The following is a 20,050-nucleotide window of genomic DNA, read 5'->3' on the forward strand; positions in this document are numbered from 1 at the left end:
GCATCAAGGCCCCGGGCCGGCTTGTGCCGCGCCCGGAAGCGCCTGACCCAGATTGTTCAAGACGGCTTGCCGACTGACCCGCGGATTTGAGTGACAACCATGCCAAAACGTACAGACATCAAAAGCATCCTGATTCTCGGCGCTGGCCCGATCGTGATCGGCCAGGCCTGCGAATTCGACTACTCCGGCGCCCAGGCTTGCAAAGCCCTGCGCGAGGAAGGTTTCCGCGTCATCCTGGTGAACTCCAACCCGGCCACCATCATGACCGACCCGGACATGGCCGATGCCACCTACATCGAGCCGATCAAATGGCAGTCGGTGGCCAAGATCATCGAAAAAGAGCGCCCAGACGCGGTGCTGCCGACCATGGGTGGCCAGACCGCGCTGAACTGCGCCCTGGACCTGGAGCGCCATGGCGTTCTGGAAAAGTTCGGCGTAGAGATGATCGGTGCCAACGCCGACACCATCGACAAGGCAGAAGACCGCTCGCGCTTTGACAAGGCGATGAAGGACATCGGCCTGGAGTGCCCGCGCTCCGGTATCGCCCACAGCATGGAAGAGGCCAATGCGGTCCTCGAGAAGCTCGGCTTCCCGTGCATCATCCGCCCGTCGTTCACCATGGGCGGCACCGGTGGTGGTATCGCCTACAACCGTGAAGAATTCGAAGAAATCTGCGCCCGTGGTCTGGACCTGTCGCCGACCAAAGAGCTGCTGATCGACGAATCGCTGATCGGCTGGAAGGAATACGAGATGGAGGTGGTCCGTGACAAGAAGGACAACTGCATCATCGTCTGCTCGATCGAAAACTTCGACCCGATGGGCGTGCACACCGGTGACTCGATCACCGTTGCCCCAGCGCAGACCCTGACCGACAAGGAATACCAGATCATGCGCAACGCCTCGCTGGCGGTGCTGCGTGAAATCGGTGTCGAAACCGGCGGTTCCAACGTGCAGTTCGGTATCTGCCCGGACACCGGCCGCATGGTCGTGATCGAGATGAACCCGCGCGTATCGCGTTCGTCGGCCCTGGCTTCCAAGGCTACCGGCTTCCCGATCGCCAAGATCGCCGCCAAGCTGGCCGTCGGCTACACCCTCGACGAGCTGCAAAACGACATCACCGGCGGCCGCACCCCGGCGTCGTTCGAGCCGTCGATCGACTACGTCGTCACCAAGCTGCCACGCTTCGCCTTCGAGAAATTCCCGAAAGCCGACGCCCGCCTGACCACCCAGATGAAATCTGTGGGTGAAGTCATGGCCATCGGCCGTACCTTCCAGGAATCCCTGCAGAAAGCCCTGCGTGGCCTGGAAGTCGGTGCCTGCGGCCTGGACCCGAAAGTCGACCTGGCCAGCCCAGAAGCTGCCAGCATCCTCAAGCGCGAACTGACCGTGCCGGGTGCCGAGCGTATCTGGTATGTCGCTGACGCCATGCGTTCGGGCATGACCTGCGAAGAAATCTTTGCCCTGACCGGCATCGACATGTGGTTCCTGGTTCAGATGGAAGACCTGATCAAGGAAGAAGAGAAGGTCAAGACCCTGGCCCTGTCGGCCATCGACAAGAACCTGATGCTGCGCCTCAAGCGCAAAGGTTTCTCGGACCAGCGCCTGGCCGTACTGCTCGGTATCACCGACAAGAACCTGCGTCGCCACCGTCACAAGCTGGAAGTGTTCCCGGTCTACAAGCGCGTCGACACCTGCGCCGCCGAGTTCGCCACCGACACCGCCTACCTGTATTCGACCTACGAGGAAGAGTGCGAGGCCAACCCGTCGACCCGCGACAAGATCATGATCCTGGGTGGCGGCCCTAACCGTATCGGCCAAGGTATCGAGTTCGACTACTGCTGCGTACACGCGGCGCTGGCCCTGCGTGAAGACGGTTACGAGACCATCATGGTCAACTGCAACCCAGAAACCGTCTCCACCGACTACGATACCTCCGACCGCCTGTACTTCGAGCCGCTGACCCTGGAAGACGTGCTGGAAGTCTGCCGCGTCGAGAAGCCGAAAGGCGTCATCGTGCACTACGGCGGCCAAACCCCGCTGAAACTGGCCCGTGCCCTGGAAGAAGCCGGCGTACCGATCATCGGTACCAGCCCGGACGCCATCGACCGTGCCGAAGACCGTGAGCGTTTCCAGCAGATGGTTCAGCGCCTGAACCTGCTGCAGCCGCCAAACGCTACCGTGCGCAGCGAAGAAGAAGCGATCCGCGCTGCGGGCGGTATCGGTTACCCACTGGTCGTGCGCCCGTCGTACGTACTGGGTGGTCGCGCCATGGAAATCGTCTACGAACTGGACGAACTCAAGCGCTACCTGCGTGAAGCGGTACAAGTGTCCAACGACAGCCCGGTGCTGCTCGACCACTTCCTCAACTGCGCCATCGAGATGGACGTGGATGCGGTCTGCGACGGCACCGACGTGGTGATCGGCGCGATCATGCAGCACATTGAGCAGGCGGGTGTTCACTCCGGTGACTCGGCGTGCTCGCTGCCACCGTACTCGCTGCCGGCTCACGTGCAGGACGAAGTCCGCGAACAGGTCAAGAAAATGGCCCTGGAGCTGGGCGTGGTCGGCCTGATGAACGTGCAGCTGGCCCTGCAGGGCGACAAGATCTACGTGATCGAAGTCAACCCGCGCGCCTCGCGTACCGTACCGTTCGTCTCCAAGTGCATCGGCACTTCGCTGGCGATGATCGCGGCCCGCGTCATGGCTGGCAAAACCCTGAAAGAGATCGGTTTCACCAAAGAAATCATCCCGAACTTCTACAGCGTCAAGGAAGCCGTCTTCCCGTTCGCCAAGTTCCCAGGGGTTGACCCGATCCTCGGCCCTGAGATGAAATCGACCGGTGAAGTCATGGGCGTCGGTGACAGCTTCGGTGAAGCCTTCGCCAAGGCCCAGATGGGTGCCAGCGAAGTGCTGCCGACCGGCGGTACTGCGTTCATCAGCGTGCGTGACGACGACAAGCCACAAGTGGCTGGCGTTGCCCGCGACCTGATCGCCCTGGGCTTCGAAGTGGTTGCCACTGCCGGCACCGCCAAGGTTATCGAGGCGGCTGGCCTGAAAGTGCGCCGTGTGAACAAAGTGACCGAAGGTCGCCCGCACGTGGTCGACATGATCAAGAACGACGAAGTGTCGCTGATCATCAACACCACCGAAGGCCGTCAGTCGATCGCTGATTCCTACTCGATTCGTCGCAATGCGCTGCAGCACAAGATTTACTGCACCACCACCATTGCGGCCGGTGAAGCCATCTGCGAAGCGTTGAAGTTTGGTCCTGAGAAGACCGTTCGTCGCTTGCAGGATCTGCATGCAGGACTTAAAGCATGAGCATTACCAAGTACCCGATGACCGTCCAGGGCGCTCGCGCCCTGGAAGAAGAGCACCTGTTCCTGAGCAAGACCGAGCGCCCGCGCCTGAGCCAGGCGATTGGTGAGGCACGCGAGCTGGGCGATCTCAAGGAAAACGCCGAATACCATGCCGCCCGTGAGGAGCAGGGCATGGTCGAGGCGCGTATCCGCGACATCGAAGGCCGCCTGCAGAACTCGGTCGTGATCGATGTGACCACGATCCCTCACACCGGCAAGGTGATTTTCGGCACCACCGTGGTGCTGGCCAACACCGAAACCGATGATGAAGTGACCTACCAGATCGTCGGCGAGGATGAAGCCGACGTGAAACAGGGCAAGCTTTCGAGCGGCGCACCCATTGCCCGTGCCATCATCGGCAAGGAAGAAGGTGATACCGTCGTCGTCAAGACGCCAAGTGGCACGGTCGAGTACGAGATTGTCGAAGTCAAACACATCTGATCGGCGCCTGCGGGCGCCATCCCTTGAAGGGATCCTCTGGCAGCTGGCCCAGGTGTTCTGGGTCGGCGGCTTGTGGGTGTTTCATGTGGGGCTGGTGCCCGCGCTCAAGGTCACTGGCCTGGCGCCCCTGCTGGTGCAGGATGTCGCTGGGCAGATCGACCGCTGGTTGATTGGCGTGGCCTTGCTAGGCTTGTTGACCCAGCTGGCGGTATTGGCGAGGGTAGAGGGGCTGTCTGCCTGGTGGCGGCAGTTCCGTGGCCAGATGCTGTTGCTCGGCTTCGGTGCTTGCGTGGGGTATTACACCTTGCGCTACGGCATTTCAGTGGGCGAGCGCTGGCAGATGTTTTGTTTCCTGGTACTGGGCTTTTCCGGCATCGTGCTGGTGGCCCAACCCGTACCGGTCAGGGCGCGCCAGGCGCGCCACTGATCGGAGCCGCTATTATTTGAAGCGGTGGATGTTGGACAGCTGTTTGTTCGGCTGTGGGTTCTTCCGGTAGATCAGCGCTTTCTTGCCGATGGTCTGCACCAGTTCGGCGCGGCCAACCTTGCACAATTCGGCAATGGCGGCGGCACGTTCTTCACGATCTTCGGAGCGAATCTCGACTTTGATCAGTTCATGATCGGCGAGTGCGCGTTCCAGTTCGGCGGCAACGCCTTCGTTAACACCGTTGCCAGCAACGATCAGGACCGGCTTCAGGTCATGACCAATGGACTTGTATTGCTTCTTCTGCTCGTTATTGAGCGGCATAATCTGACCCTTTCCGTCTGATTCTGTAAAATTGACAGGCATTTTACCCGAGGGCCCCTGGCTCCGCCCAGTCAATCACGACGCATATCATCGAGGTGCCCCGTGGTACAACGTTCCAAAAGCAGCGCTAACTGGCTGCGAGAGCATTTTAACGACCCTTTTGTGAAGCAAGCGCAGAAGGATGGCTACCGCTCGCGTGCGAGCTACAAACTGCTTGAGATCCAGGAAAAGGACCGTTTGATCCGTCCTGGCATGAGTGTGATCGACCTCGGCGCAGCCCCAGGTGGCTGGTCGCAGGTGACCAGTCGTCTGATTGGTGGCCAAGGGCGCCTGATCGCCTCCGACATCCTGGAAATGGACTCGATCCCTGACGTTACCTTCATTCAAGGCGACTTCACCCAGGATGCAGTCCTGCAGCAGATCCTCGACGCAGTCGGTGATTCTCACGTAGACCTTGTGATTTCCGACATGGCCCCCAATATGAGTGGTACGCCTGAAGTGGATATGCCGCGCGCCATGTTCCTGTGCGAATTGGCACTGGACCTGGCAACCCGCGTGCTCAAGCCTGGTGGTGACTTCCTCATCAAGATTTTCCAGGGCGAAGGCTTCGACATGTACCTGAAGGACGTGCGCACCAAGTTCGACAAGGTACAGATGCGTAAGCCGTCGTCTTCGCGGGATCGTTCGCGTGAGCAGTACCTGCTGGGTAAAGGTTTCAAAGGCGTGTGAAAGGCGTGCCACGGGGTGGTCGATAGTTAATTCCAATCGGCCGCCCCGTCTGTATCGTCCGAACTTCGTGTAGTCTAGGTTTCACAAAGGGTTACAGACGGTGCCTGCGGATGCGTAGGTAATGTAGTAAGTTAGGGCGATGAATATCATGCGAGGCACGGCTGCGTCGTGCGCCGGCCTCAGAGGGTAGCGAATTGAACGACATGGCAAAGAATCTGATCCTGTGGTTGATCATCGCAGCTGTCCTGGTGACAGTGATGAACAACTTCTCCAGCCCTAACGAGCCGCAGACCCTCAACTACTCCGACTTCATCCAGCAGGTTAAAGACGGGAAAGTCGAGCGCGTGACCGTCGACGGCTACATCATTACCGGCAAGCGTGCCGACGGCGACAACTTCAAGACCGTGCGCCCGGCCATTACCGACAACGGCCTGATCGGCGACCTGGTCGACAACCACGTGGTCGTCGAAGGCAAGCAGCCTGAGCAGCAGAGCATCTGGACGCAGTTGCTGGTCGCCAGCTTCCCGATCCTGGTGATCATTGCCGTGTTCATGTTCTTCATGCGCCAGATGCAAGGTGGCGCGGGCGGCAAGGGCGGGCCGATGAGTTTCGGCAAGAGCAAGGCGCGCCTGCTGTCCGAAGACCAAGTCAAGACCACCCTCGCTGACGTCGCCGGTTGCGACGAAGCCAAGGAAGAAGTCGGTGAACTGGTCGAGTTCCTGCGCGACCCTGGCAAGTTCCAGCGCCTCGGCGGTCGTATTCCGCGCGGCGTGCTGATGGTTGGCCCACCCGGTACCGGTAAGACCCTGTTGGCCAAGGCCATTGCAGGTGAGGCGAAAGTGCCGTTCTTCACCATTTCCGGTTCGGACTTCGTCGAAATGTTCGTCGGTGTCGGTGCCAGCCGTGTGCGTGACATGTTCGAGCAGGCCAAGAAGCACGCCCCGTGCATCATCTTCATCGACGAAATCGACGCCGTTGGTCGCCACCGTGGCGCCGGCATGGGCGGTGGTCACGATGAGCGTGAGCAAACCCTCAACCAGTTGCTGGTAGAGATGGACGGCTTCGAAATGAACGATGGCATCATCGTCATTGCCGCCACCAACCGTCCGGACGTGCTGGACCCTGCGCTGCTGCGTCCTGGTCGCTTCGACCGTCAGGTCGTTGTGGGCCTGCCGGACATCCGTGGCCGTGAGCAGATTCTTAAAGTGCACATGCGCAAGGTGCCGATTGGCGAGAACGTCAACCCGGCGGTCATTGCCCGTGGTACCCCAGGCTTCTCCGGTGCAGACCTGGCCAACCTGGTCAACGAAGCTTCGCTGTTTGCCGCGCGCTCCAACAAGCGCCTGGTCGAAATGAAAGAGTTCGAGCTGGCCAAAGACAAGATCATGATGGGCGCCGAGCGCAAGACCATGGTCATGTCCGAGAAAGAAAAACAGAACACCGCCTACCACGAAGCCGGTCACGCCATCGTCGGTCGTCTGGTGCCTGAGCATGACCCGGTCTACAAGGTGTCGATCATCCCGCGTGGTCGTGCCCTGGGTGTCACCATGTTCCTGCCTGAGGAAGACCGTTACAGCCTGTCCAAGCGCGCGCTGATCAGCCAGATCTGCTCGTTGTACGGCGGCCGTATCGCCGAAGAAATGACCCTGGGCTTCGATGGCGTCACCACCGGTGCCTCCAACGACATCATGCGCGCCAGCCAGATTGCCCGGAACATGGTCACCAAGTGGGGCCTTTCCGAGAAACTCGGCCCGCTGATGTATGCCGAAGAAGAGGGCGAGGTATTCCTCGGCCGTAGCGCCGGCAGCCAGCACGCCAGCGTCTCGGGTGAAACCGCCAAGCTGATCGACTCGGAAGTGCGCAGCATCATCGACCAGTGCTACGCCACGGCCAAGCAACTGCTCACCGACAACCGCGACAAGCTCGATGCCATGGCCGAAGCGCTGATGAAGTACGAGACCATTGACGCCGACCAGATCGACGACATCATGTCGGGTCGCACCCCTCGCGAACCGCGGGACTGGGATGGTGACTCGGCTTCGGGCAACCCTGCAGCTCAGGGTGACCGCCCGGAATCGCCAATCGGCGGCCCAGCGGCTCAACACTAAGGGCATCTATGAGTTCAGTGCAGTACCCAACCCGGTTGCCTTGCGGCAACCGGGTTCTTGATTTGTCGCGTACCCATGTCATGGGTATTCTCAATATCACCCCCGACTCATTCTCCGATGGCGGGCGCTTCAGCCAGCGCGATGCTGCGCTGCGTCATGCCGAAGCCATGGTTGCCGCGGGCGCCACGCTGATCGACATCGGTGGCGAATCGACGCGCCCTGGCGCGCGTGCGGTGTCCGTGATCGAAGAAATCGAACGCGTGGCACCGATGGTCGAGGCGATCAACAGTCGTCTGGACGTGGTCATTTCGGTCGATACCTCCACGCCTGCGGTCATTCGTGAATCCGCACGGCTGGGGGCTGGCCTGATCAACGACGTTCGTGCCCTGGAGCGCGATGGCGCCCTGGATGCGGCGGCGGACACCGGCCTGCCGGTGTGCCTGATGCATATGCGCGGTGAGCCGGGCACTATGCAGGACGACCCGCATTACGATGATGTGACGGCCGACGTAACGCGATATCTTGAACAGCGGATGGCCGCCTGTGCTGCGGCGGGCATCCCTGCAGACAAAATCATTCTTGACCCGGGCTTCGGTTTCGCCAAGACATTGGCGCATAACCTAAGCCTGTTCAAACACATGGAAGCGCTCTATCGCCTTGGGCGCCCACTGCTGGTGGGCGTTTCACGAAAGAGCATGATCGGCCTGACGCTGGATCGTCCGGTCGGCGAGCGTCTGTACGGCAGCCTGGCGCTGGCAGCGTTGGCCATGACCAAGGGCGCGAGCATCCTTCGCGTCCATGATGTGGCCGAAACTGTCGATGTAGTGCGCATGATCGCTGCGGTACAAAACGCCGAATAAGAACATTGGAGCCGCTATGAGCAGAAAATACTTTGGTACCGACGGCATTCGTGGCCGCGTCGGCGAATACCCGATCACGCCGGACTTCATGCTGAAACTCGGCTGGGCCGCCGGCATGGCCTTCCGCAAGCAGGGTCATTGCCGTGTGCTGGTGGGCAAGGACACGCGTATTTCCGGTTACATGTTCGAGTCCGCACTTGAGGCGGGGCTGTCTGCAGCCGGTGCCGACGTGATGCTGCTCGGGCCGATGCCGACGCCGGCCATCGCCTACCTCACGCGTACGTTCCACGCCGAAGCCGGTATCGTCATCAGTGCCTCGCACAACCCGCACGACGACAACGGCATCAAGTTCTTCTCCGGGCAAGGCACCAAGCTGCCTGACGAAGTCGAGTTGATGATCGAGGAATTGCTCGATCAGCCCATGACGGTGGTCGAGTCGAGCAAGCTGGGCAAGGTTTCGCGCATCAACGACGCCGCCGGCCGCTACATCGAGTTCTGCAAGAGCAGCGTGCCCTCGAGCACCAGCTTCGAAGGCCTCAAGCTGGTGGTCGATTGTGCCCATGGTGCCACCTACAAGGTCGCGCCGAGCGTGTTCCGCGAGTTGGGTGCTGACGTCACCATTCTACATGCTCAGCCAGATGGCCTGAACATCAACGAAGGGTGCGGTTCGACCCATATCGAGTCGCTGCAGGCGGCCGTGCTGGTCGGTCATGCTGACCTGGGCATCGCCTTTGACGGCGACGGCGATCGGGTGCTGATGGTCGACCACACCGGTGCCATCATCGACGGTGACGAACTGCTGTTCATCATCGCGCGTGATCTGCACGACCGCGGCAAGCTGCAGGGCGGGGTAGTGGGTACGCTGATGAGCAACCTGGGCCTTGAGCTCGCGCTCAAGGATCTGGATATCCCGTTTGTGCGGGCCAAGGTCGGCGACCGTTACGTCATGGCCGAGCTGCTCGAGCGCGAGTGGCTGATCGGTGGCGAAAACTCCGGGCATGTCGTGTGCTGCAACCACACCACCACCGGTGATGCGATCATTGCCGCGCTGCAGGTGCTGATGGCGCTCAAGCGTCGCGGCGAGACCCTGGCCCAGGCCCGTCAGGCCCTGCGCAAGTGCCCACAGGTGCTGATCAACGTGCGCTACGGGGCAAGCAAGGTCGACCCGCTGGAGCACCCTGCAGTCAAGGAAGCCAGTGCCAAGGTGACCGAGGCGATGGCCGGTCGCGGGCGTGTGTTGCTGCGCAAGTCCGGTACCGAGCCGTTGGTGCGCGTCATGGTCGAAGGCGATGACGAAAGTCAGGTTCGCGCCCATGCCGAAGCGCTGGCGAAACTGGTCGGCGAAGTTTGTGTCTGAAGGCGCTTGCCAGCGCAGATCTGGTTGGGTAAGATCTGCGCCCACTTTGACCGACGAGGTAAAGCATGCGTCGCCCTATGGTAGCTGGTAACTGGAAGATGCACGGTACCCGCGCCAGCGTCGCTGAGCTGACCGAGGGCTTGAGCAATCTCGCCCTGCCGAGCGGAGTGGAAGTCGCGGTGTTTCCGCCGGCCTTGTTCATCAATCAAGTGATTGATGGCCTGGCAGGTAAAGAAATAACTGTCGGCGCACAGAATTCTGCTGTACAACCCGAACAGGGTGCGCTGACCGGCGAAGTTTGTCCGGAACAGCTGGCCGAAGTGGGCTGCAAGTTGGTGTTGGTTGGGCATTCGGAGCGTCGCCAGATCATTGGTGAAACCGACGAAGTGCTTAACCGCAAGTTTGCAGCCGCACAGGCTAAAGGTTTGAAGCCGGTGCTGTGCATAGGGGAAACCCTTGAAGAGCGCGAGGCTGGCAAGACACTCGAAGTTGTCGGGCGTCAACTAAGCAGTATCATCGAAGCGTTCGGTGTTAAGGCTTTTGCCAATGCAGTAATTGCTTATGAGCCTGTATGGGCCATCGGCACTGGCTTAACGGCCACGCCACAGCAGGCTCAGGATGTGCACGCCGCCATCCGTAGTCAGCTGGCGGCAGAAGATGCTGAAGTGGCTGCGAAGGTGCAGCTGCTCTACGGCGGCAGCGTGAAGGCGGCCAATGCGGCCGAACTGTTCGGCATGCCGGATATCGATGGGGGGCTCATTGGTGGAGCGTCCCTGAACGCAGACGAATTCGGTGCAATTTGTCGCGCCGCAGGAAACTGAACAAATGCTGGAAACAGTCATCGTTGTTTTTCATCTGTTGGCAGCGCTGTCGCTAGTAGTGCTGGTACTGTTACAACAGGGTAAAGGTGCGGAAGCAGGTGCATCTTTCGGCGCAGGGGCCTCAAACACTGTGTTCGGAAGCCAAGGTTCTGCAACCTTCCTAAGTAAATTCACTGCAATACTCGCTGCCACTTTCTTTTTGACAGCACTTGGGTTAGGATACTTCGCCAAGGAACAAGCTCACAAGCTGAACCAGGCGGGCCTTCCAGATCCAGCAGTATTGGAAGTGAAAGAGCAGAAGCCGGCAGTAAATGATGATGTACCGGTGCTCCAACAGCAGAAGAGCGAAACCGCCCCTACAACGGGTGATGTACCTCCTCCGGCAGAAGAGCAGAAGTAACGGGTTTCAAATGTAGTATTGCCGAGGTGGTGGAATTGGTAGACACGCAACCTTGAGGTGGTTGTGCCCATAGGGTGTAGGGGTTCGAGTCCCCTTCTCGGTACCAATTGAAGCAAGAGAGCCCGCTTTATGCGGGCTTTCTTGTAGGTGGAGGTCGGATTGACCCAGCACTGGGTTCAGTCTTATACTTTCGCCCCAGCTTTGTCGCGGGGTGGAGCAGCTTGGTAGCTCGTCGGGCTCATAACCCGAAGGTCGTTGGTTCAAATCCAGCCCCCGCAACCAGCTTCAGCGGAGCCCCTTTTCAGGGGCTTTTTGCTAGCCGAACAGTTTTCGGCGTCGTTGTCCAACGGCGCTTTCAGGGATGGGCGCTTCGCCCATTTTTTATTTGCACAGCATGCACGAGGGGGTTCAGGTGTCGAGCAAGCTAGAACAGTTGCAGGCCTTGTTGGCCCCGGTTGTCGAGGGTCTGGGCTATCAGTGCTGGGGGATCGAGTACGTTTCCCAGGGTAAGCATTCGGTACTGCGCATCTACATCGATAAGGAAGACGGGATCCTGGTTGACGACTGCGAAGCGGTCAGCCGTCAGGCCAGCGCCATTCTTGATGTGGAAGATCCGATCAGCAGTGAATATACCCTTGAAGTGTCGTCTCCAGGCATGGATCGCCCGCTGTTCACTCTGGAACAGTTTGCCTCGCATGCCGGCGAACAAGTGAAGATCAAGCTGCGCTCACCCTTCGAGGGTCGTCGTAACTTCCAGGGCCTTCTCCGCGGTGTGGAGGAGCAGGATGTGGTGGTCCAGGTGGACAATCAAGAGTTCCTGTTGCCGATCGACTCGATCGACAAGGCCAATATTATTCCCAGTTTTGACTGAGACGTGCCGGGCCCGGCGGACTATCCGGGCCCAATGGCTTGCGCAAGGCGAGGCGTACGATGAGCAAAGAAGTACTGCTGGTTGTTGAATCGGTATCCAACGAAAAAGGTGTACCGCCCGGCGTCATTTTCGAAGCGCTGGAAGTGGCCCTGGCCACTGCAACCAAAAAACGTTTTGAGGACGAAGTCGACCTGCGTGTGGAAATCAACCGCCACACCGGTAGCTACGAGACCTTCCGTCGCTGGACCGTGGTCGATGAAGCCGATCTTGATGATCCGGCGATCGAGACCTGGTTGAGCAAGATCCACGAGACCCACCCTGAAGCCAAGGTCGGTGACGTGATCGAGGAGAAGATCGAGTCTATCGAGTTCGGTCGTATCGCCGCCCAGACCGCCAAGCAGGTCATCGTGCAGAAGGTCCGTGAGGCCGAGCGCGCCCAGGTGGTCGATGCCTACCGCGAACGCGTGGGTGAGATCATCTCCGGTACCGTCAAAAAAGTTACCCGCGACAACGTCATCGTTGACCTGGGTAACAACGCCGAGGCCTTGTTGGCTCGCGAAGACATCATTCCCCGCGAGACTTTCCGTGTGGGTGTGCGCCTGCGTGCACTGCTCAAGGAAATCCGCACTGAAAACCGTGGCCCTCAGTTGATCCTGTCGCGCACTGCGCCACAGATGCTGATCGAGCTGTTCCGCATCGAAGTGCCGGAAATTGCCGAGGGTCTCATTGAAGTCATGGCTGCATCCCGTGATCCGGGGTCGCGAGCCAAGATCGCCGTCCGCTCCAAGGACAAGCGTATCGACCCGCAAGGTGCCTGTATCGGCATGCGCGGTTCGCGCGTCCAAGCCGTATCCGGAGAGTTGGGTGGTGAGCGTGTGGATATCGTCCTCTGGGACGATAACCCGGCGCAGTTCGTCATCAACGCTATGTCGCCGGCTGAAGTCGCGGCGATTATCGTTGACGAGGATGCCCATGCCATGGACATCGCCGTCGCCGAAGACAACCTTGCCCAGGCCATTGGTCGTGGCGGTCAGAACGTTCGTTTGGCCAGTCAGTTGACCGGCTGGACCTTGAACGTGATGACCGAAAAGGACATCCAGGCCAAGCAGCAAGCAGAAACCGGTGACATCCTGCGCAATTTCATCGATGAACTGGAAGTCGACGAGGAGCTGGCCCAAGTGCTGGTCGACGAAGGCTTTACCAGCCTCGAAGAAATTGCCTACGTACCGTTGGAAGAAATGCTCAACATCGATGGCTTTGACGAAGATATCGTCAATGAGCTCCGCGCTCGAGCCAAGGACCGTTTGTTGACCAAGGCCATCGCTACCGAAGAAAAACTGGCAGACGCCCATCCGGCCGAAGACCTGCTCTCCCTTGAGGGCATGGACAAGGACCTGGCGGCGGAACTGGCGGTGCGCGGCGTGGTTAACCGCGAAGACCTGGCCGAGCAGTCGATTGACGACCTGCTCGACATCGACGGCATCGACGAAGAGCGTGCCGGCAAGTTGATCATGGCCGCCCGAGCCCACTGGTTCGAGTAATTAGGCGCGGCCTGAGGAGAGAAGTGCATGACGCAAGTCACGGTGAAAGAACTGGCCCAAGAGGTCGAGGCACCGGTAGAGCGCCTGCTGCAGCAGATGCGTGAGGCAGGTCTGCCGCACACCGACGCCGGTCAGGTAGTGACCGACAATGAGAAGCAGACCCTGCTGACTCATTTGAAAAGCAGCCACAAGAGCAAGGCGGAAGAGCCGCGCAAGATTACCTTGCAGCGCAAGACCACCAGCACGCTGCGTGTCGCCGGTAGCAAAAGCATCAGCGTAGAAGTACGCAAGAAGAAAGTATTCGTTCAGCGCAGCCCGGAAGAAATCCAGGCTGAGCAAAAACGCGAGCAGGACGAGCGCCGTGCGGCCGAAAACGCTGCGCGCGACAAGGTTGACGCCGAAGTTCGCCAGCGCAACGAAGAGCAGGCCCGTCGTCACGCTGATGCCGCCCCTGCGGCCCCAGCTGCCAAACCGGCTGCCGCTGCTAGCGCTGCTGCACCTGCCCCGGCACCTGTAGTCGCTGACGCGCCTGCATCGGAAGATGCCGCCGCACGTGCCGCCGAACGCAAAAAAGACGAGACCCGTCGCAACGAAAGCCGCACTCGCGATGACGACCGTCGTCGTGGCGAAGCGCCTCGTGTGTCGATCAAGGTCAAGGTCAAGGAAAAGGAAAAGGCGCCGACTCCGCGTGCTGCTCCGCGTACCACCGACGAAGAGAGCGATGGCGCTCGTCGTGGTCGTGGTGGCAAGGGCAAGCTGAAGAAGCGTAATGCTCACGGCTTCCAGAACCCGACCGGCCCCGTCATCCGTGACGTGACCATCGGCGAGACCATCACGGTCTCGGAACTGGCCAACCAGATGTCCGTCAAGGGCGCTGAAGTGGTCAAGTTCATGTTCAAGATGGGCACCCCGGTTACCATCAACCAGGTGCTCGACCAGGAAACCGCTCAGCTGATCGCAGAAGAGCTGGGCCACAAGGTGACCCTGGTCAGCGATACTGCCCTGGAAGACTCCCTGGCCGAATCGCTGAAGTTCGAAGGCCAAACCGAATCGCGTGCCCCGGTCGTTACCGTCATGGGCCACGTTGACCACGGTAAGACCTCGCTGCTCGACTATATCCGTCGTGCCAAGGTTGCTGCTGGCGAAGCCGGCGGTATCACCCAGCACATCGGCGCCTACCACGTGGAAACCGACCGCGGCATGGTCACCTTCCTCGATACCCCGGGCCACGCTGCGTTCACTCAGATGCGTGCTCGTGGTGCCAAGGCGACCGACATCGTCATCCTGGTGGTGGCGGCGGACGACGGCGTGATGCCGCAAACCCGTGAAGCCGTTCAGCATGCCAAGGCTGCTGGCGTCCCACTGGTTGTCGCAGTGAACAAGATCGACAAGCCAGGTGCGGACCTCGATCGTATCCGCAACGAGCTGTCCGTCGAAGGCGTGACCTCCGAGGACTGGGGTGGTGACACGCCGTTCGTCAAGGTTTCGGCCAAGATGGGTACCGGCGTTGACGAACTGCTCGAAGCCGTTCTGCTGCAGGCCGAGATCCTCGAACTGACCGCTACCCCGACCGCTCCAGGTCGTGGTGTCGTCGTCGAATCGCGCCTGGACAAGGGCCGCGGCCCAGTGGCGACCATCCTGGTTCAGGACGGTACGCTGCGTCAGGGCGACATGGTCCTGTGCGGCTCCAACTATGGCCGCGTACGTGCCATGCTCGACGAGAACGGCAAGCCTGTGAAGGAAGCTGGCCCGTCGATCCCGGTCGAGATCCTTGGCCTGGACGGTACCCCGGAAGCCGGTGACGAGCTGTCGGTGGTGGCTGACGAGAAGAAAGCCCGCGAAGTTGCCCTGTTCCGTCAAGGCAAGTACCGCGAGGTCAAGCTGGCCCGTGCTCACGCTGGCAAGCTGGAAAACATCTTCGAGACCATGGGTCAAGAAGAGAAGAAGACCCTCAACATCGTCCTCAAGACCGACGTACGTGGTTCCCTGGAAGCACTGCAGGGTTCGCTCGGCGGCCTGGGCAACGACGAAGTTCAGGTTCGCGTGATCGGTGGCGGCGTAGGTGGTATCACCGAGAGCGACGCCAACCTGGCGCTGGCGTCCAACGCGGTGCTGTTCGGCTTCAACGTGCGTGCCGATGCCGGTGCGCGCAAGATCGTCGAGCAGGAAGGTCTGGATATGCGTTACTACAACGTGATCTACGACATCATCGAAGACGTCAAGAAAGCCCTGACCGGCATGCTCGGCAGCGATGTTCGCGAGAACATCCTGGGTGTCGCCGAAGTACGTGACGTGTTCCGTTCGCCGAAGTTCGGCGCCATCGCTGGCTGTATGGTCATCGAAGGTACCGTGTACCGCAACCGTCCGATCCGCGTACTGCGCGAAGACGTTGTGATCTTCGAAGGCGAGCTGGAATCGCTGCGTCGCTTCAAGGACGACGCTGCCGAAGTACGTTCGGGAATGGAGTGCGGTATTGGCGTCAAGAGCTACAACGACGTCAAGGTCGGCGACAAGATCGAAGTCTTCGAGAAAGTCCAGGTGGCTCGTACCCTCTAAGGGCGAGCTTGCCGCAAGCCCCCGCTACAGGGCGGTTGGCGGCGCCTTTATAGGTAGCGCCCGGTCAGGCATCAGCCTGACCGGGCGTTTGCCGCTTTAAGTTACAGGTAGCAAGAATGGCCAAAGAATATAGCCGTACCCAACGTATCGGCGATCAGATGCAGCGCGAGCTGGCTGAACTGATCCGCCGCGAAGTCAAGGACCCACGTGTGGGTCTGGTGACCATCACTGCCGTGGACGTCAGCCGCGACCTGGGCCATGCCAAGGTGTACATCACCGTCATGGGCGAGGAAACGCCAGACGCCGTGAAGCAGTCGCTGAAGGCGCTGAACAGCGCTGCCAGCTTCCTGCGTCTGCACCTGGGGCGTTCGATGCAACTGCGCAGCGTGCCCCAGCTGCATTTCCACTTCGATGAAAGCGTCAGCCGCGGTGTACACCTGTCGGCGCTGATCGAGCGTGCAGTGGCCGAAGACCGCCTGCACAAGGATACCGACGAGCTGGACACCAAGGAGTAAGCGGTGGCCCAGGTCAAACGTATTCGCCGCAACGTCAGCGGCATCATCCTGCTCGACAAGCCGCTCGGCTTTACCTCCAACGCGGCACTGCAGAAGGTCCGCTGGTTGCTCAATGCGGAGAAGGCTGGCCACACTGGCAGCCTCGATCCGTTGGCCACCGGCGTGCTGCCACTGTGCTTCGGCGAAGCGACCAAGTTTTCGCAGTACTTGCTCGATTCCGACAAGGGCTACGAAACCGTCATGCAGATGGGGCAGACTACCAATACTGCCGATGCTGAAGGCGAGGTTTTGCAGACCCGTGAGGTGACCGTTGGTCGTGCCGACATCGAGGCCCTGCTGCCACGTTTTCGCGGCCCGATCAGCCAGATACCGCCGATGTACTCGGCACTCAAGCGCGATGGCCAGCCGCTGTACAAACTGGCACGTGCTGGAGAGGTAGTGGAGCGCGAGGCGCGTTCTGTTACTATTAACCGCTTGGAGTTGCTCGAGTGCGAAGGCACCCGTGCACGGCTCAGTGTAGGATGCAGCAAAGGCACCTATATCCGCACCCTGGTGGAGGATATCGGCGAAGCCCTTGGCTGTGGCGCCTATGTCGCAGAGTTGCGCAGGACCCAGGCCGGGCCCTTCGCACTGGCACAGACGGTGACCCTCGAAGCACTCGAACAGGCCCATGCCGAAGGCGGCAACGAAGCGCTTGATCGCTTCCTGATGCCTTCCGACAGCGGGTTGCAGGACTGGCCAATGGTCAGCCTGTCTGAACACAGTGCGTTCTACTGGCTGCATGGGCAGGCAGTACGCGCGCCGGATGCGCCGCAGTTTGGCATGGTCCGGGTACAAGATCACAACGCGCGCTTCATCGGTATCGGTGAAGTGAGTGAAGACGGGCGCATTGCGCCACGTCGGTTGATTCGGTCGGAATGACCGAAACCGCAGGGCGAGGCTTCGGCTGAACCCTACGGAATCAAGGGTGGCTGTCAGTAGGCACGGTCACACCTTTCTTATTAATACAGGGATTTGTCCCTGGCCTATTGGACCCCGTTCGCGGGATCCGTTATCAGGAGAAGCCAAATGGCCCTCAGCGTTGAAGAAAAAGCTCAAATCGTTACCGACTTCCAGCAAGCAGCTGGCGACACTGGTAGCCCGGAAGTTCAGGTTGCTCTGCTGACCGCGAACATCAACAAGCTGCAAGGCCACTTCAAGGCCAACGGTAAAGACCACCACTCGCGTCGTGGCCTGATCCGTATGGTTAACCAGCGTCGTAAGCTGCTGGACTACCTGAAGGGCAAAGACACCACTCGTTACAGCGCCCTGATCGGTCGCCTGGGCCTGCGTCGCTAATAGCGGCCTGGTCAGTGGTGTGCATGGCGTCTCATGCATTGGCAACGCTGCCTGGCAGCGTTGTCTTTGGGCGCGCCATGCGTATCTCCGAGGCTGGCAGCCTGGTTACGTTGTGCGGTTTTCCGCGCTTCGGCCAGGCTCCCAGCCTCGTGTTGTATCTGGACGGTCAATGGGGCCGATTCCCCGTTCTGCCCAAGAATTCGCAAGAAACCAGTTCCCCCAAGAGCCACTGAAAAGGTAGGAAACCGTGAACCCGGTAATCAAGACATTCCAGTTCGGTCAATCGACCGTTACTCTCGAAACGGGCCGTATTGCCCGTCAGGCCACCGGCGCAGTGCTGGTCACTGTAGACAACGACGTCACCGTGCTGGTGACCGTGGTCGGTGCCAAGCAAGCCGATCCAGGCAAGGGTTTCTTCCCTCTGTCGGTCCACTACCAGGAAAAGACCTACGCCGCCGGCAAGATCCCAGGTGGTTTCTTCAAGCGTGAAGGCCGTCCTTCCGAGAAAGAGACCCTGACCTCGCGCCTGATCGACCGTCCGATCCGTCCGCTGTTCCCTGAAGGCTTCATGAACGAAGTCCAGGTCGTCTGCACCGTGGTTTCCACCAGCAAGAAGACCGATCCGGACATCGCTGCGATGATCGGTACCTCGGCTGCCCTGGCAATCTCCGGCATTCCGTTCGAAGGCCCGATCGGCGCCGCCCGCGTTGCTTTCCACGAAAGCACCGGCTACCTGCTGAACCCGACCTACGAGCAACTGGCTGCCTCGAGCCTGGACATGGTCGTTGCCGGTACCTCCGACGCCGTTCTGATGGTTGAATCGGAAGCCCAAGAGCTGACCGAAGACCAGATGTTGGGCGCTGTTCTGTTCGCCCACGACGAATTCCAGGCTGTTATCCAGGCTGTCAAAGAGCTGGCCGCCGAAGCTGCCAAGCCGACCTGGGACTGGAAACCTGCCGTTGCCAACACCGAGCTGTTCAACGCCATCCGCGCTGAATTCGGCGAGGCTGTTTCGCAGGGCTACACCATCACCGTCAAGGCCGACCGCTACGCGCGCCTGGGCGAGCTGCGCGATCAGGCGATCGCCAAGTTCTCCGGTGAAGAAGGCCAGCCATCGGCTTCCGAAGTCAAAGAAATCTTCGGCGAAATCGAGTACCGCACCGTTCGCGAAAACATCGTCAACGGCAAGCCGCGTATCGATGGCCGTGACACCAAGACCGTTCGCCCGCTGAACATCGAAGTCGGCGTCCTGCCGAAGACTCACGGTTCGGCGCTGTTCACCCGTGGCGAAACCCAGGCCCTGGTCGTTGCGACCCTGGGTACTGCCCGTGACGCCCAGCTGCTGGACACCCTCGAAGGCGAGAAGAAAGACCCCTTCATGCTGCACTACAACTTCCCGCCGTTCTCGGTTGGCGAGTGTGGTCGTATGGGCGGTGCTGGCCGTCGCGAAATCGGCCACGGCCGTCTGGCCCGTCGCTCGGTCCAGGCCATGCTGCCTGCCGCTGATGTGTTCCCGTACACCATCCGTGTGGTTTCGGAAATCACCGAGTCCAACGGTTCGAGCTCGATGGCTTCGGTCTGCGGTGCTTCCCTGGCACTGATGGACGCAGGTGTGCCGATGAAGGCGCCGGTTGCCGGTATCGCCATGGGCCTGGTCAAGGAAGGCGAGAAATTCGCGGTCCTGACCGACATCCTGGGTGACGAAGACCACCTGGGCGACATGGACTTCAAGGTTGCCGGTACCGCCAAAGGCGTTACTGCACTGCAGATGGACATCAAGATCAACGGCATCACCGAAGAGATCATGGAAATCGCCCTGGGCCAAGCCCTGGAAGCGCGCCTGAACATCCTCGGTCAGATGAACCAGATCATCGGCCAGTCGCGTACCGAGCTGTCGGCTAACGCTCCGACCATGATCGCGATGAAGATCGACACCGACAAGATCCGTGACGTCATCGGCAAAGGCGGCGCCACCATTCGCGCCATCTGCGAAGAGACCAAGGCTTCGATCGACATCGAAGACGACGGCTCGATCAAGATCTTCGGCGAAACCAAGGAAGCAGCTGAAGCAGCCCGTCAGCGCATCCTGGGCATCACTGCCGAGGCCGAAATCGGCAAGATCTATGTGGGTAAGGTCGAGCGCATCGTTGACTTCGGTGCCTTCGTCAACATCCTGCCTGGCAAAGATGGCCTGGTGCACATCTCCATGCTGAGCGATGCTCGCGTCGAGAAAGTCACCGACATTCTGAAAGAAGGTCAGGAAGTCGAAGTGCTGGTACTGGACGTGGACAACCGCGGCCGTATCAAGCTGTCGATCAAAGACGTTGCCGCGGCCAAGGCCTCCGGCGTCTAAGCGACTGACGCGCAATAGAAAAAAGAGCCCTTCGGGGCTCTTTTTTTTCGCCT

17 protein-coding genes and 2 tRNA genes are annotated in these 20,050 nt (G+C 60.1%); 18 read left to right on the forward strand and 1 reads right to left on the reverse strand.

Annotation, left to right across the window (positions count from 1 at the left end; genetic code table 11):
- Window positions 1-99: 99 nt before the first annotated feature.
- The 3 genes from carB to AB7M33_RS12510 are packed head-to-tail and all read left to right on the forward strand — an operon-like array spanning window position 100 to window position 4,227.
- On the forward strand, window positions 100-3,321 hold the full coding sequence (gene carB, locus AB7M33_RS12500) for a carbamoyl-phosphate synthase large subunit (protein ID WP_099430479.1): 3,222 nt from the start codon (window positions 100-102) through the stop codon (window positions 3,319-3,321).
- The gene (gene greA, locus AB7M33_RS12505; protein WP_008098898.1) at window positions 3,318-3,800 is read left to right on the forward strand and encodes a transcription elongation factor GreA; all 483 of its coding nucleotides are present in this window, start codon (window positions 3,318-3,320) and stop codon (window positions 3,798-3,800) included. Before carB ends, greA begins: the two co-directional genes overlap by 4 nt.
- Window positions 3,778-4,227 carry an MFS transporter gene (locus AB7M33_RS12510; protein WP_081717511.1) on the forward strand — a complete coding sequence of 150 codons (450 nt, stop codon included), beginning with the start codon at window positions 3,778-3,780 and terminating at the stop codon, window positions 4,225-4,227. Before greA ends, AB7M33_RS12510 begins: the two co-directional genes overlap by 23 nt.
- 12 nt (window positions 4,228-4,239) lie before the next feature.
- On the opposite strand, the gene AB7M33_RS12515 is transcribed toward AB7M33_RS12510, so the two are convergent.
- Window positions 4,240-4,548, reverse strand: a complete 309-nt coding sequence (locus AB7M33_RS12515; RefSeq protein WP_027595032.1) for a YhbY family RNA-binding protein — start codon at window positions 4,546-4,548, stop codon at window positions 4,240-4,242.
- Between the two features lie 102 nt (window positions 4,549-4,650).
- Between AB7M33_RS12515 and rlmE the strand changes: the two genes are divergently transcribed.
- The 15 genes from rlmE (at window position 4,651) to pnp (ending at window position 19,997) form a co-directional block, all read left to right on the forward strand.
- Window positions 4,651-5,277: a 23S rRNA (uridine(2552)-2'-O)-methyltransferase RlmE gene (rlmE, locus tag AB7M33_RS12520; RefSeq protein ID WP_027595031.1), complete on the forward strand. Its 627-nt coding sequence runs from the start codon at window positions 4,651-4,653 to the stop codon at window positions 5,275-5,277.
- A 203-nt stretch (window positions 5,278-5,480) separates the two neighbouring features.
- A complete protein-coding gene (gene ftsH, locus AB7M33_RS12525) occupies window positions 5,481-7,385 on the forward strand; it encodes an ATP-dependent zinc metalloprotease FtsH (protein ID WP_027595030.1) in 1,905 nt (634 codons plus the stop codon).
- An 8-nt stretch (window positions 7,386-7,393) separates the two neighbouring features.
- Window positions 7,394-8,245 carry a dihydropteroate synthase gene (gene folP / locus AB7M33_RS12530; protein ID WP_454242921.1) on the forward strand — a complete coding sequence of 284 codons (852 nt, stop codon included), beginning with the start codon at window positions 7,394-7,396 and terminating at the stop codon, window positions 8,243-8,245.
- A gap of 16 nt (window positions 8,246-8,261) precedes the next feature.
- A complete protein-coding gene (glmM, locus tag AB7M33_RS12535; RefSeq protein ID WP_027595028.1) occupies window positions 8,262-9,602 on the forward strand; it encodes a phosphoglucosamine mutase in 1,341 nt (446 codons plus the stop codon).
- A 65-nt stretch (window positions 9,603-9,667) separates the two neighbouring features.
- On the forward strand, window positions 9,668-10,423 hold the full coding sequence (gene tpiA, locus AB7M33_RS12540) for a triose-phosphate isomerase (RefSeq protein WP_027595027.1): 756 nt from the start codon (window positions 9,668-9,670) through the stop codon (window positions 10,421-10,423).
- Between the two features lie 4 nt (window positions 10,424-10,427).
- Window positions 10,428-10,823, forward strand: a complete 396-nt coding sequence (gene secG, locus AB7M33_RS12545; protein WP_238215306.1) for a preprotein translocase subunit SecG — start codon at window positions 10,428-10,430, stop codon at window positions 10,821-10,823.
- 20 nt (window positions 10,824-10,843) lie between these two features.
- Window positions 10,844-10,929 (forward strand) — tRNA-Leu (locus AB7M33_RS12550).
- Window positions 10,930-11,028: 99 nt separating this feature from the next.
- A tRNA-Met gene (locus AB7M33_RS12555) sits at window positions 11,029-11,105 on the forward strand.
- Between the two features lie 130 nt (window positions 11,106-11,235).
- Window positions 11,236-11,694, forward strand: coding sequence for a ribosome maturation factor RimP (rimP, locus tag AB7M33_RS12560; protein ID WP_033694237.1), 459 nt, complete (start codon window positions 11,236-11,238; stop codon window positions 11,692-11,694).
- Between the two features lie 59 nt (window positions 11,695-11,753).
- Window positions 11,754-13,235, forward strand: a complete 1,482-nt coding sequence (gene nusA, locus AB7M33_RS12565; RefSeq protein ID WP_027595024.1) for a transcription termination factor NusA — start codon at window positions 11,754-11,756, stop codon at window positions 13,233-13,235.
- Window positions 13,236-13,262: 27 nt separating this feature from the next.
- Window positions 13,263-15,791: a translation initiation factor IF-2 gene (gene infB, locus AB7M33_RS12570; RefSeq protein ID WP_085274238.1), complete on the forward strand. Its 2,529-nt coding sequence runs from the start codon at window positions 13,263-13,265 to the stop codon at window positions 15,789-15,791.
- A gap of 116 nt (window positions 15,792-15,907) precedes the next feature.
- On the forward strand, window positions 15,908-16,306 hold the full coding sequence (gene rbfA / locus AB7M33_RS12575) for a 30S ribosome-binding factor RbfA (protein ID WP_027595022.1): 399 nt from the start codon (window positions 15,908-15,910) through the stop codon (window positions 16,304-16,306).
- 3 nt (window positions 16,307-16,309) lie between these two features.
- A complete protein-coding gene (truB, locus tag AB7M33_RS12580; RefSeq protein ID WP_027595021.1) occupies window positions 16,310-17,227 on the forward strand; it encodes a tRNA pseudouridine(55) synthase TruB in 918 nt (305 codons plus the stop codon).
- Between the two features lie 147 nt (window positions 17,228-17,374).
- A complete protein-coding gene (gene rpsO, locus AB7M33_RS12585) occupies window positions 17,375-17,644 on the forward strand; it encodes a 30S ribosomal protein S15 (RefSeq protein WP_012274241.1) in 270 nt (89 codons plus the stop codon).
- Window positions 17,645-17,891: 247 nt separating this feature from the next.
- Window positions 17,892-19,997 carry a polyribonucleotide nucleotidyltransferase gene (gene pnp / locus AB7M33_RS12590; protein ID WP_027595020.1) on the forward strand — a complete coding sequence of 702 codons (2,106 nt, stop codon included), beginning with the start codon at window positions 17,892-17,894 and terminating at the stop codon, window positions 19,995-19,997.
- The last annotated feature ends 53 nt before the right edge of the window (window positions 19,998-20,050 follow it).

The organism is Pseudomonas sp. Y3 TE3536 (assembly GCF_053629175.1).

Excerpts from the sequence above, each read along its gene's own strand:
- tpiA (WP_027595027.1), top strand. The coding sequence starts at position 9,668 with ATGCGTCGCCCTATGGTAGCTGGTAACTGGAAGATGCACGGTACCCGC.
- greA (WP_008098898.1), top strand. The coding sequence starts at position 3,318 with ATGAGCATTACCAAGTACCCGATGACCGTCCAGGGCGCTCGCGCCCTG.
- rpsO (WP_012274241.1), top strand. The coding sequence starts at position 17,375 with ATGGCCCTCAGCGTTGAAGAAAAAGCTCAAATCGTTACCGACTTCCAG.
- rbfA (WP_027595022.1), top strand. The coding sequence starts at position 15,908 with ATGGCCAAAGAATATAGCCGTACCCAACGTATCGGCGATCAGATGCAG.
- glmM (WP_027595028.1), top strand. The coding sequence starts at position 8,262 with ATGAGCAGAAAATACTTTGGTACCGACGGCATTCGTGGCCGCGTCGGC.
- carB (WP_099430479.1), top strand. The coding sequence starts at position 100 with ATGCCAAAACGTACAGACATCAAAAGCATCCTGATTCTCGGCGCTGGC.
- infB (WP_085274238.1), top strand. The coding sequence starts at position 13,263 with ATGACGCAAGTCACGGTGAAAGAACTGGCCCAAGAGGTCGAGGCACCG.
- AB7M33_RS12515 (WP_027595032.1), bottom strand. The coding sequence starts at position 4,548 with ATGCCGCTCAATAACGAGCAGAAGAAGCAATACAAGTCCATTGGTCAT.
- secG (WP_238215306.1), top strand. The coding sequence starts at position 10,428 with ATGCTGGAAACAGTCATCGTTGTTTTTCATCTGTTGGCAGCGCTGTCG.
- ftsH (WP_027595030.1), top strand. The coding sequence starts at position 5,481 with ATGGCAAAGAATCTGATCCTGTGGTTGATCATCGCAGCTGTCCTGGTG.
- nusA (WP_027595024.1), top strand. The coding sequence starts at position 11,754 with ATGAGCAAAGAAGTACTGCTGGTTGTTGAATCGGTATCCAACGAAAAA.
- folP (WP_454242921.1), top strand. The coding sequence starts at position 7,394 with ATGAGTTCAGTGCAGTACCCAACCCGGTTGCCTTGCGGCAACCGGGTT.